The 14,270-nt window shown below is 32.1% G+C and carries 13 protein-coding genes; 1 reads left to right on the top strand and 12 read right to left on the bottom strand.

Annotated features, from left to right (window positions below; genetic code table 11):
* Positions 1-28: 28 nt before the first annotated feature.
* The 3 genes from ACNQGB_RS05435 to ACNQGB_RS05425 all read right to left on the bottom strand — a co-directional run bounded on the left by ACNQGB_RS05435 (position 29) and on the right by ACNQGB_RS05425 (position 2,015).
* Positions 29-661 (bottom strand): LysE family transporter, encoded by a 633-nt coding sequence (locus tag ACNQGB_RS05435; protein WP_417945117.1) that lies wholly within the window; start codon positions 659-661, stop codon positions 29-31.
* A 30-nt stretch (positions 662-691) separates the two neighbouring features.
* Positions 692-1,369 (bottom strand): tRNA (guanosine(46)-N7)-methyltransferase TrmB, encoded by a 678-nt coding sequence (gene trmB / locus ACNQGB_RS05430; RefSeq protein ID WP_417945118.1) that lies wholly within the window; start codon positions 1,367-1,369, stop codon positions 692-694.
* Between the two features lie 127 nt (positions 1,370-1,496).
* On the bottom strand, positions 1,497-2,015 hold the full coding sequence (locus ACNQGB_RS05425; RefSeq protein WP_417945119.1) for a nuclear transport factor 2 family protein: 519 nt from the start codon (positions 2,013-2,015) through the stop codon (positions 1,497-1,499).
* A gap of 608 nt (positions 2,016-2,623) precedes the next feature.
* On the opposite strand from ACNQGB_RS05425, the gene ACNQGB_RS05420 reads away from it, so the two are divergent.
* Positions 2,624-4,204, top strand: coding sequence for a L,D-transpeptidase family protein (locus tag ACNQGB_RS05420; protein WP_417945120.1), 1,581 nt, complete (start codon positions 2,624-2,626; stop codon positions 4,202-4,204).
* A gap of 140 nt (positions 4,205-4,344) precedes the next feature.
* Here the strand turns inward: ACNQGB_RS05420 and ACNQGB_RS05415 are convergent, their stop codons facing one another.
* From ACNQGB_RS05415 to ACNQGB_RS05375, 9 genes are all read right to left on the bottom strand, one after another.
* A complete protein-coding gene (locus ACNQGB_RS05415; protein ID WP_417945122.1) occupies positions 4,345-4,572 on the bottom strand; it encodes a hypothetical protein in 228 nt (75 codons plus the stop codon).
* Between the two features lie 80 nt (positions 4,573-4,652).
* Entirely contained in the window at positions 4,653-5,228 is a 576-nt protein-coding gene (locus tag ACNQGB_RS05410; RefSeq protein WP_417945124.1) for a BRO-N domain-containing protein, read from the bottom strand.
* Positions 5,229-5,417: 189 nt separating this feature from the next.
* Positions 5,418-5,732 carry an HPF/RaiA family ribosome-associated protein gene (locus ACNQGB_RS05405; RefSeq protein ID WP_099713737.1) on the bottom strand — a complete coding sequence of 105 codons (315 nt, stop codon included), beginning with the start codon at positions 5,730-5,732 and terminating at the stop codon, positions 5,418-5,420.
* A gap of 106 nt (positions 5,733-5,838) precedes the next feature.
* The gene (locus ACNQGB_RS05400; protein ID WP_417945126.1) at positions 5,839-6,297 is read right to left on the bottom strand and encodes a hypothetical protein; all 459 of its coding nucleotides are present in this window, start codon (positions 6,295-6,297) and stop codon (positions 5,839-5,841) included.
* Positions 6,294-7,067 (bottom strand): HNH endonuclease, encoded by a 774-nt coding sequence (locus ACNQGB_RS05395; protein WP_417945128.1) that lies wholly within the window; start codon positions 7,065-7,067, stop codon positions 6,294-6,296. The genes ACNQGB_RS05400 and ACNQGB_RS05395 overlap by 4 nt, the downstream gene beginning before the upstream one ends.
* Positions 7,068-7,973: a hypothetical protein gene (locus tag ACNQGB_RS05390; RefSeq protein ID WP_417945130.1), complete on the bottom strand. Its 906-nt coding sequence runs from the start codon at positions 7,971-7,973 to the stop codon at positions 7,068-7,070.
* Positions 7,970-10,348 (bottom strand): sensor histidine kinase, encoded by a 2,379-nt coding sequence (locus tag ACNQGB_RS05385; RefSeq protein WP_417945132.1) that lies wholly within the window; start codon positions 10,346-10,348, stop codon positions 7,970-7,972. Before ACNQGB_RS05385 ends, ACNQGB_RS05390 begins: the two co-directional genes overlap by 4 nt.
* Positions 10,349-10,352: 4 nt before the next feature.
* On the bottom strand, positions 10,353-11,570 hold the full coding sequence (locus tag ACNQGB_RS05380; protein WP_417945134.1) for a DNA cytosine methyltransferase: 1,218 nt from the start codon (positions 11,568-11,570) through the stop codon (positions 10,353-10,355).
* 308 nt (positions 11,571-11,878) lie between these two features.
* Complete coding sequence (locus ACNQGB_RS05375; RefSeq protein WP_417945174.1) at positions 11,879-13,981, bottom strand: prolyl oligopeptidase family serine peptidase; 2,103 nt, start codon at positions 13,979-13,981, stop codon at positions 11,879-11,881.
* Positions 13,982-14,270 lie beyond the last annotated feature (289 nt).

The raw sequence follows: 14,270 nt of genomic DNA, 5'->3' as shown, positions 1-14,270 counted from the left end.
GTTTGCTTTTTTGAAGATTAAAAATCTACTACCAATAATACCGGATAATATTTATTAGTGTGATCAAAGATACCAAACCCGTTATACCGCCTATAATGCTATTCATATTGCGCATTAAATAATCGGTCTTATTTTGTATTTTTTGAAAAAAAGTTATGTAAAAATAAAATACCAAAAAAGAACCTAATACTACTCCCGATACAAAAATAAAGACATAAGTGGTATCAAAATAAAACAAATTATAGGACGCCAAAGTTACGCTAACAAAAACATAATATGGAATTGGAAAAAAATTGAGCGCTGAAAGCAGCATACCAAGAAAAAAACGAGTCGAAGTGCTCCTTTTTTTAATTATTTCTTTTTTCTTCTTTGGCTTTTTGGCAATCAATAAAAAATAGACTGTCAATAAAGCAAATATTACAAAACCAAATTCGCGCAACAGTACAATAACTTCGGGACGTTCTTTTATAAATTGTGCAAATAGTATTGCAATAGCAGCCTGAAAGAAAATGATAATTACCGCTCCAAGAACGAACCAATAGGCACTTTTTTTACCTTCCTTTAGATTCACTTTAGCTGCTGTCATATTAATCAAACCCGGAGGCGTAATCCCTACAAAAGCAGTAACAAAACCCAGAAACAAGGAAGTAATTAAATTCATAGGCAAAATACAAACATTAAAAAAGCAGTACTATTCTTTAATTTTAAATCGAATATACGTAATTGCTTTGTTAATTTCCAAATATTGTTTTTCATAAAAAGTTTGAAATGCAGTCACTTCCTCAGGACTTCCCTCGTTTACATACACATTATGATTGGCATATAAAACTTCGTGACCTTCGCCATGAAGTAAACCAAGTGTGTAGCCGTGCATAAACTCACTGTCGGTTTTTAAGTTAACAACTCCGTCTTTTTTGAGGATTTTTTTATACAACTGCAAAAACTCTGAATTTGTCATTCGGTGTTTGGTTCGTTTGTATTTTATTTGCGGATCTGGAAAAGTGATCCAGATTTCATCTACTTCATTTTCAGCAAAAATATGATTGATTAATTCAATTTGGGTTCTAATAAAAGCAACATTAAGTAAGCCAGTTTCTACAGCAGTCTTGGCACCACGCCAAAAACGAGCTCCTTTAATATCGATTCCTACGAAATTTTTATTCGGATATCGTTCTGCAAGTCCAACAGAATATTCTCCTTTTCCGCAACCTAGCTCTAACACTAATGGATTGTCATTTTTGAAGAATTCTGTATTCCACTTGCCTTTCAAAGGAAATAAATCACCTACTACCTCTTCTCTCGTTGGTTGAAAAACATTAACAAATGTCTCGTTTTCCTTGAACCTCTTTAATTTATTTTTGCTTCCCACTTTTTTGAATATTTCGGCAAAATTAAGGAAATATATAAGACCGAATGTCAAAGTAGCAAAAAAATGAAAAATCAGCAGGCAACTTTCGATAACGAAATCTATTATTTACTTAAAACAGAACCAGCTCTTAGTTTTTTATTCCTTGAGCCTTAAGCTTATCGATAATAACCGACTCGCTTGCTGATTTCAATTCAATCACTTTGTTGGAATTGTCATTTGGGATTGTCATAGACAAAACGTATTGTTTTATTTTCCACTCTTGTCCTATTTTGACTAACACACCTGAGCCGCGACAAATTTTCATTTGAGTATTCAGCAATTCGTCAAACCAAGCGGTTTTTCCTGTTTTATCAAAATAAATATGGCGTTCTAAAGCTGTAAAACTCCACGCTTTCCCTTTATCAAAATGTGGTTTTGCATAGGCCTGAAATGCTGTTTTATTCCAATTTTCTGTTGCATCAGTACCAATAAAAATTGCATCATCAGTCATTAAGTTAAAGTACGTATTATAATTAGCATCTGCTGCAGCTTTATGCCAAGCATCTAATGTGACATTGATTTCGTTTATAGAATCGGTTTGATTTACCATCACACTTTTACAACCTAGTACGGTTATTACAGTCAAAACAGCTAGTAGTTTTTTCATTTTATTCGGTATTATTTTTATTTCTCCATCAAAAGCTAGTAGTATGCGCGTACTCCTTTTTTGTGTCGAATAAAGGTAGCATAAAAACACACAATACAGAAATCAATCGCACAATACCTAATTACACAACCAACAAACTGTCATTTGAGATCAAACCCACAAGACCCAAAATACGTAAAGCAATAGCACTATTTTTTGAGACATTACCGTGTTGTCTTTTACTGCGCATTCACAAGACAGAGTTACATCTTTACTACAGCGTTTTTTGAGCGAAGCGGAAAGAATCGATTTGATATAATAGTTTCGACAACATAACACATCAATAGACCTTACGCCTTTTGGAATAAAAAACTTTGAAGATTTACTTAATTCCTTTCATAATTTTTGGATTTTCACGGTTCGATTTAATTTAGAATTTTGTTAAAAAATAAAAAAAACAAATACAATCGTTTCATTTGCAATGTTTTATATTTGAATTGTTTTTAATAATCTGTCTCAAAAAAAAATATGCATGCAGACCAGTCCTGTTAATTCAAAATTACATATCAAGTTTTGACGTACTTTTGTATTGCTTTAAACAGAAAAATTTAAGATTTAAAGTTCCAATTATGAGAAAGTTATGTTCCCCAATACTTATTATTGTTTTTACAATGCTGTTGACAATTGTTTCTTGTAAAAAGAAAAATAATCCCAATGATGCTGCAAGTGCACCAAGTTTAAATACCGTTGAAGTTGCTTTTGACAGCACTCAAATCAATACTTTTTTTAAAAAATATCCAAAACTAAAAAATTACCAAAGCGAAGTAGAACAATTATACCGCAAACATCAGTTTCATTACATTTGGTTTGATAAAGATGGTCTCAATGAATTTGCTGGCTTGCTATACAACAAAGTAAATAACATGAGCCAGGAAGGACTAGAAGCTGAAATTCCGTACAAGGAAAAATTAGATGATATTTATGACAATCCAGAAGACAATCAAAAAGCAAGTATTAACACTGAATTGTTTAGTTCTGCGCTGTACTTTTTTTATGCAGATAAAGTATACGATGGCATCAGCACTCAAAAAACACAAGATTTAGGTTGGTTTTTGCCTCGAAAAAGACAATCCTATGTCAATTATTTAGATTCGCTGTTAATCAATCCTTCATTAATAAATAAAGAAGAAAAAGGTGTATTGAAACAGTATTACCTGCTAAAAAAAGTATTGCAAGAATACCGAGCACTACAAAAAAAAGGAGGATGGAAAGCCATCGCACTAGATTCAACCGTTAAGTCTTATAAAGTGGGTGATAGTGCCACCGCAATTGCACAAATAAGAACACGTCTTTTTATTACTAATGATATTTCACGAGATTCTAAAAGCGCCGTTTATGACGCTGAATTAGCAGATGGAATATTAAAATTTAAAAAGAGAAGTGGCAATACACTCAACAAAAAAATATTACCAGAGCACATCAAATACATGAATGTGCCCGTTGCTGAACGCATTAAAAACATTATGATCAACATGGAACGTTGCCGATGGATTTCGAATGATATTACTAAATCAAACGAATTAATTGTGGTAAACATACCTGCATATGAATTAACTTTTTTCCGAGATGGGAAACCAGAATTAGTATCTAAGGTTGTAGTTGGAAAAGCGCTGAACAAAACCGTAATTTTTAGTGCACCAATGAAATATATTGTTTTTCGACCGTATTGGAATGTGCCTGCCAGTATACTTAAGAAAGAGATTCTTCCTGCCATTGAGAAGAATCCAAACTACTTGGCTGAACACAACATGGAATGGAAGGATAGTTATGTAAGACAAAGACCCGGACCCGAAAATTCATTGGGATTAGTAAAGTTTTTATTTCCTAATTCGAATGCGATTTATTTGCACGATACGCCTTCCAAAAGTTTATTTGGGAAAGAGGATCGCGCTTTTAGCCACGGCTGTATTCGTGTAGCCAAACCAAAAGAACTTGCTGCCATGATTATGAAAAACGATAAAAAATGGAATCCTGAAAAGATAGAAACTGCTATAAACGGCGGAGAAGAATATTGGTACACGCTCAAAAATAAAATACCCGTTTATATTGGTTATTTTACCGCATGGGTAGACGCAGACGGAGTGATTCATTTCTATGAAGATGTGTATAAAAGAGATGAAAAACTAGCAGCTCTACTATTTGATAAATAAAATTTGCTCTGTTTTCCAGAAAATAGCAACCAAAAAAAATGACACTATCTCCATAAGACAGTGTCATTTTTTTGGCGTGCCAAAAGGCTATTATTTAAAACAACTTTAAAACTAGTTAAGCATTCAATTTGTTGTTAGAACTATTCTTTTAATTTATTCTTATCTTCTTTTAAAACTTTAGCATTTTGTGGGCTAACAATTTTTTTACCCGTTTGTTCTTCAATTTGCTTTCGGGTATTTCCAGCAATTTCGCCTCCTTTTCGGGCCATTTTTTTATTATCAGTAAATGTTTTAGGATTATTTTCTTTACTAATTTCTGTTGTGGTTGCTTCCGCCAACATATTTAATACCAATTCTAAATTGGTCATATTATCTCTTAGGTTTTCTTTTTTTAAGCCTTTTAAATTCTTGTACTGCTTTACTGTGTTTCCGCTCCAAGCTTGGGTAATTATATCAGTAAGTGAGGCAAATTTCTTACATGCTTTTTATTTTTTGTAAGGAGTTCAAGAATTCCACTTCGTTCCATTTCTTGCCCTTTTTTTACACCTCTATTTTCCCATTCATCGGTGAGTTCTTTTCTAACTTCGATGCTTTTTAGACGCTGATTAATCCATGCTGTAGAGTATCCTAATTTCAAATAATTTTCCATAGCACGATCAATTGCCTTTTCTGGATCTTGACTCTCTTCTATGCGTTCGTAGCCTATTTTAGCTAACCATTGTTTAAAAGGCTCTGCTTTTGGTGAAGGAATAGATTGAATCAAACGGAATAGTTGCTCTGTATCAGCAACATCTGTTAAACGCATCTTACCATCAGGAGCTACCATTTTCAAACCGTTACAATTTGTAACGGTTTCATTTCCTTCAGCCAAAAGTCGTTTTTTTAAAACGCGCAAATACACTTGTGGATTATTACTATCTGTTAAAGCAGCAATAATATCTACAATTGAAAAAAACCATTTCTCTTGTTCGTTATCATATGAGGAACGTATTTTTTGGCTTTCAAATAATTTTATGTTTTCCATCATTTTGTTCTATAATTACATTTTCTCAAATTGCTACTTCTCAATGCCTTTCGATATTAAATTAAAAGTCCTAATTTACTGCTAAAATTATTAAAACCACTATCCCAATTCTAAAGAATCTTAACCAAAAAAAAATGACACTATCTTATTTAGACAGTGTCATTTTTTTGTTTGCCAAAAGGCAACTATTTAATACGCTTTCTGTTTTTCAAAAGCCGTGTCCAACACTTTTTTGATTTTGTCTAAGGCACCGTGAAAAGCTTTTTCGGTAGTATCGGCGTGATTGGTAACTGCAACGGGTTGCATATTTACTGGTCTGGCTTCGATAAGGCATCGTTTGTCGTTGATTCCGAATTTATCACTGTTTTCGTCTGCAAGATGCACTTCTAAACGGGTTACTTTATCTTCAAAACGCGCTAAAGCGGTTCCTAATTCCTCAGCTATATACGCTTTCAAACGTGCGTGTCCTTCTACATTGTTGTCTGTGTTGATTTGTACTGTCATGTTTTTATTTATTTAATGTTCTATTCTCAAATTTACCGATTGCAGTATGAAAAACCGAACCAATTAATAAAACATTGTGAAAATAAAGCACACTTAATTATCGAAGTTATTGAGGATAAACAGTATTGAAAAAGTTTTCAAAAGCCTCACAAAGTAATTCTTTATCAAGTTCAAATAATTCCTTTCTAACATCCCAATCTTTTATTAATTCTTCATCTTCTTCACAAATTTCTTCTCCATGAAGCTTTCTAGTTAAAATATCACTAAGTAAAACACTATGAGATGAAGAATATTTTGGACAGTATTGTTCTATGAATGCCCAATAATCAAATTTACTTTTTTGGACTTCTAAAATCTCTTTTTTATCAGAATTAAACTTGGGGAAATGAACATATTCAACCGCAAGATTACTTGAATATTGAGATACAAATTCAGAATCATCCAAAAGAGTTTCAAAAGATGAAGCAATCAAATATTTCTTTATTGCATCTGCAGTTGAAAACCCTCTTTCGTTTCCTAGATGTTCCCCTTTTCTGTATATTGCAAATAAATTTGGTTTTTTCATTTTTCGAAAATAGTATCAAGGTGAAATTCTAAAAATTCTTTTCGTGGCAAATATTTAATTCCATCAACAATTCTTTGATTTTCAATGGAAACAAAATGATTTTGGTAAAAAGAAGTTTCCTTCTTCTTTTTTAGACTATTTGACAATATTACTTGGTAGCTTGAGTTAACACCAATCAATCCTTTATCAAAAGCTTTATCATAGAGAGCAGAAAGGCATATTCCATTTTCTGGATTTAATCTTTCGTTTTCATTTTTTGACCAAGGAACAATATGACTTGCTAATAATAATTCAGGAATATCAATTCCCGTAATTGCACATTGAGTATTGTAATTTGTTAAAACCATTTGTCTAAAAACAGACTGATTTACTCTAGTTTTCACTTCACGAATAACCGTTTCTCCTTTTAATCCTTTTAAGTCGAAAAGAATATCTTGGTATTTATTTTCTATGGAAGTATTTTCTTTTTGAGCTAAAATTTGTTCGCTGAGAAAAACCAGTTCTTCCTGATTATGAAAGAATTCATCCCAAATTGGTTTAACTTGATTCATCCCTCCTTTTAAACCACCTACCCCTCTTTTCTGATGATAGGGATCAACACTTGCAAAATTACCTAATCGCATCCCGATAGAACTTGGCGTCCTGCCTAATATATTTGCCAAAGCAATAACTTTTGGATTACCCTTATGAGTTTTCCCGAATTCAATTTTTAAATACAAATTAAAAGCAAGTATTAATTCTTCACGAGTCCAGAGGTTTCGAATTTTCATCTAACCAATTTTTGATTGTAAGTTATCTAAATTTTCTTTGTGAGTATTGATGTTTTTTCTAATATCTCTACATTTTTCCTCATTAAAATCAATTCCTCCTTTTTTATCTTGAAAATATTCTCTCCCAGTTTTTTTATCTTTTATGAAGACAGCATGAGCAAAATTATTTCTAGTTTTAATTACATTTGTTTTGAAATCATCTATAAAATTTTCACAACCAATCGCATTAATTATATTTTCAATTGCATTAGCTCTTTGAAATGAAGAAAAAAGTACTGGATCCGATAATACTTTACTAATATTATTTTGTTGTTTGTACTTTTCGGAATTTTTTAATTTTTCAGAATGAAAACTTATTAAATCATCAATAACACTATTAATAATACTTTCTTCTCCAGTATTATCAATGTAAGTGTTTACGATGTCTAACATTTGAGCATCTAGAGAACTCACCTCGTTCATTATTAATCCTCTCATTGAGACAATATGTTGAAATTTTGAAATTGTCAATTTTACTAAATCAATTATCTCATTCTTTAATTCGTTATAGTTCCCTTCTGTAAGTTGGTAGAATGTGATTCTATTACTATTAATTAATTCCTGTTGTCTTAATTGAGTATTTGCTGAATAAAAAAATATTTCAGTATGATTATGTTTATTATCTCTTATGTAATCAATTACTTGTTTACCAGTTGTTCCACTGTTTAATGATAGATCAGTTATTATTAAGTCATAGGTTGTGCTGTCAGTAAACAATTGAACAAATTCATTAAAATCCTCAGCTTCTTCTATTTTGCAATTGAAAAATTCCTCTGTAATAAAATTAAATATTTCTTTTTTAATTGATTTGTATGGTCTGGTATCTATTTTATCATCAACCCAAATAATATTATAATTTAATTTCATAATGGAAATTTTATTAAGAATTCAACACCTTTACTATAATCTGTATTAACAATTATTTCGGCTTTTAATTTAGCTAAAGTCTGTTTAGCTAACGATAAACCAATTCCAGAGCCATTTGTTTTTGTAAAACCAAACTCAAATATTTTATCTTTTATTTCATCAGGAATACCATCACCATCATCTTTAAATGTCAATACGTAACTATCTTTATTTTTCAACCATTTAATATCAATATTTTTTGCTTTAGCTTTTTTAGAATTTGTAAAAAGATTGTCAAATAAAACAGTCAATTCTAAAGGCATAAATTTTATTATTTTTTTCAAATTTTGTGGTTGTTCAAAATTTATTTTGATTGGCTGTTTTTGATGAATAAATGAGTTTGCAGGAATATAATTATTTAAAACATAATCATAAGTAAATTGAATAATATCCTCGGTTATCTTTTCGCTTTCCAGATTAAATCCTGCATTTGTAACAAATCTAGAGGCACTCAATATTTTCTTTACCTCAAGATTAATATTAAGAACTTCTTCAATAAGCTTTTCTTTAGAAATATTGCTATTTATTGATTTTATTAATTCATCAAGGCTAAAAGTTATATTTCCAGCTGTATGAACAATTTGATGCTGTAACATCAACAAATCTTCTTTATCTCTATTATTTATTGAGTTGTCAAAAAGTTTTTTTGTAATTTCTTCACTTAATTCTTTGGAGAGTTTTTCGTTTTCAATTAACTTTTCAAAAGCTTCTGCTTCTGCTTCTTCTTTTACTTTACGTAATTCATCAATCTTTTTTTCAGCTTTCTTAATTGTACTAATGACTTCGTCTTTATTAAAAGAATCAGTTTTAATTTGTTCAGTAAGATTACTTAATACTGTATTTATAGAGTTTTCAGATTTTTTATTTAAAATGCTTAATATTTCATCTGAAACCTCAAATCGCAAAACATTTTTAGAGTTGGTTAATCCATTTAATAACTTTCTTAAGTTTTCGTTGATGTCATTGATTTTTTCGTTTTCTTGACCTTTGTTTTTGATGAAAACATTATCAAAATTTATAAATTCTTCTGGAGAAAGTGAATTTCCCCAATCAGTAACGTCAATAATATACTTCTCTAATTTCTTTAAAGTTTCGTAAAACCAATTTTCTAATTCAAAATAAGTTTCTGTTTTTATTAATCCATCCCCTCTACTTGAAGTCTCACGAAGATTATTGTTTTTTCCTTCAATTGAAATATAACCAATAACTTCTCGAGTTCCTAAATATCGACTATGTCCTTGTGCTTTTCTATTGTCCATTTTTAATGGATCTTTTGCTCTTTCACCGTATGGAAAAATCCTTAAACCGTTTTTATAAACAAATATATGTCCATACTCAACAGGTTGTAACCCCATTCTCCTGCTAAAAGTTGATTTAGCAGATACATTTAAATAATAAATTGAAAAATTCAAATCTTTAAAGTTTTTAAATGGATTTTCTTCAGTTACAGAATAAACCATTTTGCCTGCTTCAAATAAAGTAGTAATTATTTCTGAATCGTAAACTTTTGACTCTATGTAAGTAGTTTTGATGCCTAAAGTGTCAAATATTAAATTTTGAATATCTCCATTGACAATCTTTATGTATTTTACTAAATTTGGATCTATTGGACTCTTAGGATGATTAACTTGCTTTCTATTTTTTAAAATTTGATCTTTATCATTTTCAACCTCTTCTTTTACTTTTAATGTTATATTAAATGAATCATTTTCATTAATCGTATTAGGATTTATTAATCTTGACAGAGCATCTTTTAATTGAAGAAATTTTTCTCTATTCCATTTACTTTTTAAATTAGTAATTTCAAGAATTGTTCCGTGTTCAATATCATAATTACTTTCTTCAATCGTTTCTTGTAATACAGTTATGTTAACAAATTCGTCTTTAATATCTCCTTCAAATTTATTCCAGTCAGTTATTAAAACTTCAACTTTTGGATTTATTTCATCCTTTATGGTTTCTAAATAAAGATTACTTCCTAGTCTATCACATGAAAAACGACCAATTCCTTTTGCGCCTGCATATGCTCTTTTTACTTTAATTTTATCACGATAATCATAACTATCTTCTTCAGTTCCTTCAATCTTTGCTGAATAAGCTACAAATAACCATTTGTTAATAAGGTCGTCATAGTTCATTCCTTTACCATTATCTTTTATGGTTATCTTACCTCTACTAGAATAAATATCTTCAAATATAATCTCAACTTTGGTTGCATGCGCATCATAAGCATTTTTAACTAATTCAAAAACAGCAATAAAATCATCATTGATTAAATCACTTCCTATGATATTCTTTAAAGCAGAACTAACTTTGAATGATAATGGATTTTGCATTCTTTTAAATAAGTTGTTTTAAAATCAATCCGCTTTGTTCAGTAAAAAGTGGTGGAATTGCATTTCCTATTTGTGTGTATCTCGGTACTTCTTGAGTTCTTAATTTTCCTCCTGTAGTGTATTTCCCTTGAAATTTATACCAATCAGGGAAAGATTGAATCCTTGCATATTCACGAACCGTTAAAATACGAGGTTCTAAATAATGTATATAATCATCTGGAAGTGTGGTTATTGTTGGAGTTTTATCTATACTATTCAGAGGAATAACTGTACGTTTTTTAATTTTATATTTCTCTTGAATTACTTTACTAATGTTTAAATTTCTTCTGCCTTTAGTTTCTTCCAGTATATTTTTAAATCTTTCAATGATTACTGGAGAATGTTTTGGAAAACGGTGACTATCCGCAATGGTATTTTCAATCCCCTCGCGCATTAGTTTTTGATAATTACCTTTTTCTTTTCCGTAAATTCCAGATTGAAAACTTGGAAAATCTGGAGTTTCTTTTAATCCGTTTCCTTTGAACAAATCAGAAATCGCATCTTGTAAATTAGTTTCTACGTTTAGGCCTTTGGCTTTTAAAAAATCAAAGCGATTTTCTTTTAAAGAGTCAAAAAAGCTTTCGACTTTTTCTTGTGTAGCATTTTTCAAAGTCTTTTTTATGCCCACAAGAATAAAACGGGTTCTTTTTTGAGGAACTCCATAATCTCCAAAATTCACCAACTGTCCTTTCACATAATATCCGGATTCATCAAGCTTTTGAGTCACTTGTGAAGAATAGGCAACTCCTTTTTCTTTATTTTTCTTGAATTCCATTGTAAACCCCTTCACATTTTCAAAGAAAATAATTTTAGGTTCAACAATTTTAACGAAATTGATATAGGAGTTTATAAGGTCATTTCTTAAATCAAACTCATTTCGTTTTCCTGCCATAGAAAACCCTTGACAAGGCGGTCCTCCCGCTATCATTGTCACTTTTCCCTTGAGTTTTTCTAATTTAGAATTGTAGCTATCAAGTACTGAATTTATTTCTAAAGCCTTTGTAGGTAACCATTTTGGCCAATCGAAATGATTTTTATTTTTAATTAAGTTGTGTTCTAAGGTTTTAAACGCATCAGGACTTTTCTCTACAGCAAAAATGCCTTGCCATCCAGCTTGATGCAACCCTAGTGACAATCCGCCACAACCCGCAAAAAGATCTATGTAGGTAAATTTATTTTTCATGAAAATTTGTAAAGCATTCAAATTTATTAATAAAAAAAATATTAACCTGGATTTAATTCCAAAATCTTCATATGTAAGTAAAATTTTATATGAAAATTTGGTAATTACAAAAAAAACACTACTCTTTAGAATAGCGTTTTTTGAAAATTTATCAATTTGTGATGTGATTGCTTCGTTCCTCGCAATGACAATCGTCTTGAGGAATCGAATGCCCTAGCCCTGATGGGAACGGCATCCTTTTCCTTCCGCCACTTTCGGCGGAGGAAAAGATACAGTGTACAGCAGGAAAAAGCTCCTAAAAATAAATCTTATTTAGGTGATTTTTGCAATTCGGTTACGCCCATATTGAATAAGGTAAAGGCCTGAATATCGACGTTTTCCTGTATGGTTGCTGCTACGGATTTTCCGGCGCCATGTCCTGCATTGATGTCAATGCGAATAAGGGTTGGGTTGGTTCCGGTTTGTTTTTCCTGTAATTCGGCAGCAAACTTGAAACTGTGTGCCGGCACTACTCTATCATCGTGATCGCCCGTTGTGACCATTGTTGCTGGATATTGAACTCCCGCTTTTACATTGTGTACGGGAGAATAGCCTTTGATGTAACTAAACATTTCCTTGCTGTCCTGCGCCGTTCCGTAATCATACGCCCAACCTGCTCCTGCGGTAAAGGTGTGGTAACGCAACATGTCCATCACGCCCACTGCTGGCAAAGCGACTTTCATTAGATCTGGTCGTTGCGTCATGGTAGCACCTACCAGCAATCCTCCGTTTGACCCACCACGAATGGCTAGGTATTGTGAAGAAGTGTATTTCTGAGCAATTAAATATTCAGCTGCTGCAATGAAATCATCAAATACATTTTGTTTTTGCATTTTGGTTCCTGCATCGTGCCATTTTTTCCCGTATTCGCCACCGCCACGTAAATTAGGTACGGCATAAACGCCTCCGTTTTCCATCCAGATGGCATTGGCAATACTGAAACTTGGCGTTAAACTCACGTTGAATCCGCCATATCCGTAAAGCATGGTTGGGTTGGTTCCATCTAGTTTTAATCCTTTTTTGTGGGTGATAATCATTGGGATTTTGTTACCGTCTTTTGAGGTATAAAACACTTGCTTAGACTCATACAAATCGGTATTGAAATCTACTTTTGGTTTTTCATACACAACAGAGGTTCCTGTTTGTGTATCTAAACTAAAAATAGAACCGGGTGTGATGTAATTTGTAAACGAGAAATAAAGATTTTTCTCTTTTTTCTTTCCACTAAAACCGCCCGCTGTTCCCACTCCTGGTAGTTTGATTTCGCGAACCAATTTTCCGGAATAATCATATTGTTTTACTAATGAAACGGCATCTTTCATGTAATTTGCAAAGAAATAACCGCCACCTATTGATGGAGATAACACATTCTCTGTTTCGGCAATGAAATTTTTCCAGTTTTCTGGTTTTGGGTTGTTGACATCCACGGTAACGATGCGTTTGTTGGGCGCGTTCAGGTCGGTTTCTATGAATAATTTTCCACCTTCGTTTTCGATGATGTTGTTGTCGCTTTTGAAATTATCCACAATAGTCACAATAGGACTGTTGGGTTTTGTCAAATCTTTGATGTACAACTCATTCCCGTAGGTAGAATTTGCCGCCGTAATTATAAGGTAACGATCATCCTCAGTCACACCACCGCCTACGTAACGGCGTTTTTGGTCGGCACCAAAAATTACTTTATCGTTTTTTTGTGCCGTTCCTAACTTATGGAAATACAATTTATGTTGATCGGTTTTTGCCGATAATTCGCTTCCTTTTGGTTTATCATAACTAGAATAGTAGAATCCTTCGTTTGCTTTCCAAGACACGCCGCTGAATTTTACATCGACAATCGTGTCTTCGATTATTTTATTAGTCATGGCATCCATGATAATGACTTTTCTCCAGTCGCTTCCGCCTTCTGAAATAGCGTAGGCTACTTTTGAACCGTCTTTGGAGAAATCCAATCCGCCAAGCGATGTGGTTCCGTCTTTAGAAAACGTATTTGGGTCTAAGAAAACAGTTTCAGTTCCTTTGGCATCTTTGCGATACAACACCGATTGGTTTTGTAAACCGTTGTTTTTATAGTAATACGTGAAATTCCCTTCTTTGAAAGGCGCTCCTATTTTTTCGTAATTCCACAGTTTTTCCATTCTTGCTTTTAACGCATCACGAAACGGGATTTGGTTGAGATATCCGTAGGTTACTTCGTTTTGGGCTTTGACCCAAGCACCTGTCTCAGCTGATTTGTCGTCTTCAAGCCAGCGATACGGATCCGGAAGTTTCGTATCAAAATACGCATCAACAGTTGCCCCTTTGCTAGTAGTGGGGTATGTTATTTTTTCGTTTTTATTTTGGCCAAAAGTTGCCATTGCAGAGGTTACAGCCATTATTAAAAAGGAATTCTTCATTAGTTAATTTTTTAGGTTATTACAAAAATAGGGAAATAGTTAGTGTTGTAAAGGTGGGAAAGTCTTAAATAAAACCAAAAAAAGTGTTTGTTTTTTGATTAGGATTAAATGACAATGTGACTACTACTTGCACAACTTAGAAGGTAAAAAAATTAACCATATAAGTTTTTTTTAAGTTTAGAAATAATTGACGTGTGCAGCAAAAAAATAATAAACCATATTAGGCATTTAAGGTCATTTATGTTTAAAACGAATTCGTTTGTGTCAC

Source organism: Flavobacterium frigidum, assembly GCF_048286795.2.
Note: the sequence above shows the minus strand (reverse complement) of the source record. Positions and strands in the feature narration are given on the sequence as shown.

Bases quoted from the DNA above. Each gene is read 5' to 3' on its own strand.
- ACNQGB_RS05420 (WP_417945120.1), top strand. From the start codon at position 2,624: ATGAGAAAGTTATGTTCCCCAATACTTATTATTGTTTTTACAATGCTG.
- ACNQGB_RS05405 (WP_099713737.1), bottom strand. From the start codon at position 5,732: ATGACAGTACAAATCAACACAGACAACAATGTAGAAGGACACGCACGT.
- ACNQGB_RS05395 (WP_417945128.1), bottom strand. From the start codon at position 7,067: ATGAAAATTCGAAACCTCTGGACTCGTGAAGAATTAATACTTGCTTTT.
- ACNQGB_RS05375 (WP_417945174.1), bottom strand. From the start codon at position 13,981: ATGGCTGTAACCTCTGCAATGGCAACTTTTGGCCAAAATAAAAACGAA.
- ACNQGB_RS05415 (WP_417945122.1), bottom strand. From the start codon at position 4,572: ATGACCAATTTAGAATTGGTATTAAATATGTTGGCGGAAGCAACCACA.
- ACNQGB_RS05400 (WP_417945126.1), bottom strand. From the start codon at position 6,297: ATGAAAAAACCAAATTTATTTGCAATATACAGAAAAGGGGAACATCTA.
- ACNQGB_RS05410 (WP_417945124.1), bottom strand. From the start codon at position 5,228: ATGGAAAACATAAAATTATTTGAAAGCCAAAAAATACGTTCCTCATAT.
- ACNQGB_RS05380 (WP_417945134.1), bottom strand. From the start codon at position 11,570: ATGAAAAATAAATTTACCTACATAGATCTTTTTGCGGGTTGTGGCGGA.
- ACNQGB_RS05435 (WP_417945117.1), bottom strand. From the start codon at position 661: ATGAATTTAATTACTTCCTTGTTTCTGGGTTTTGTTACTGCTTTTGTA.
- ACNQGB_RS05385 (WP_417945132.1), bottom strand. From the start codon at position 10,348: ATGCAAAATCCATTATCATTCAAAGTTAGTTCTGCTTTAAAGAATATC.
- ACNQGB_RS05425 (WP_417945119.1), bottom strand. From the start codon at position 2,015: ATGAAAAAACTACTAGCTGTTTTGACTGTAATAACCGTACTAGGTTGT.
- ACNQGB_RS05390 (WP_417945130.1), bottom strand. From the start codon at position 7,973: ATGAAATTAAATTATAATATTATTTGGGTTGATGATAAAATAGATACC.